We start from the raw sequence: 1,370 nt of genomic DNA on the forward strand, positions 1-1,370 counted from the left end.
CATGACGTCATCGCCCGGCAGGACAGTGAGTCGTATCTCTACTACGACTTGGGCAATTCCTATAGCACGAACCTTTTCTCAAGGTGTCGATACGCCGGTATAGGGAGGAGGTTGCGCTGACTACCGATGAGCGTGCCATCGTCGAAGGCGACAACGAAAAGATCCAAGATTGGAACCTATAGGTATACTCGTGCCACTCAATGCATCGTTTTGATATTTTGCATCTGGAGTATTTTATGAATTCAAGTGGTATAGGCCCTCCCTCAGGTAACTTGCAGGTCGGACCAACCCATATTGAAGGGGGCACACCGGCGCCTGCGAACACGCCACTATCCCTGCATGCGAGTTCTCTAACGTCAGCATATCTAAGCCAACACTCGTTTCAGTTTTTGAATGCCATGGGGAGTCAAGGTGTCGGAAGCGATAAACAACTTGCTAGCCTTGTAAAAAATTCAATGCAGAGTGATTCTTTGCAACTTTCGCCTAATCATCAACAAACTGGCATTACTGGTATTGTTCAATATGGGAGGCAAGAAAATAAAAATGCTTTGGTAGTACAAGCGAAGCTGAATGAAAAATCTGAATATGACATTTTGGCCGTGGCGTTCCGTGGCGCATTCGAAAAGCCGGTGTTGATGAGGTTCCCCGAACCGAGGGGTGATGCTGCAGGCACTGCCCCGTCGCAACATCCTCTATTGAGTCTTCCAAACGAGTTCCTGCAACAAATTGACGAACCGTTGCAGTTCACGCCGCCGCCCCCAACGGCAAGCACTCAGCCATCCACCGTAAACCCCGCAGCAGACTTCGCTCGCCTTCACTCGCCGCATCCCGGTCCGTTTCGGCTCTCCGGTGATGACAAGCCTGAAAGCGCCGAACGCAATCAGCGGCTACGTAGCGCTTTACTGTGCGGCTGGGACAACCTGAGACGGGTTGACCCTGATCTAGTAAGCGGCCTCTTAAACTACTATCAAGCCAACGTGTCCCTGTCGCAGGGGGAGTTTGGCATACTGGAGGCAACCTTCGAAAAAAACACCCAAGGGCTTTACCTGACAAGATTGGGTTATGGGGGCACTGAAACAAATTGGGAGAATGAGACTGGCGTGGTGCTTCCCGAACAGGCTTCCCCCCCTCCAAGGGGTGAACTTACGTCGTACACCCAACAGCCCCGATCACTGTCGCCGTTGTTAACAGAGGAACCGACTGGCAGCAAGGGCAAAAAGCGGGCCGCGCCCTCTCCGCCAGAGCCGCCATCCACTCGCCCAGGTTTTCAGCCCACCCAACTGGGGGGCACACAGATTCAGGGGATTCCCCTTGAACGAAAGCAATCGCTGGAGCAACTGGTTAATAACACCATACTCCATGCGCAAAAA

General features: G+C 52.4%; 1 protein-coding gene. It reads left to right on the forward strand.

Features of this window, described 5'->3' with window-relative positions; translation table 11 throughout:
* Positions 1 to 200: 200 nt before the first annotated feature.
* Positions 201 to 1,370, forward strand: a 1,170-nt coding sequence (locus QF010_RS33970) for a hypothetical protein (RefSeq protein WP_429534839.1), incomplete at its 3' end; no start/stop codon positions are given.

It is taken from the genome of Pseudomonas silensiensis, assembly GCF_050434865.1.
Classification (GTDB): Bacteria; Pseudomonadota; Gammaproteobacteria; order Pseudomonadales; family Pseudomonadaceae; genus Aquipseudomonas; species Aquipseudomonas fluorescens_W.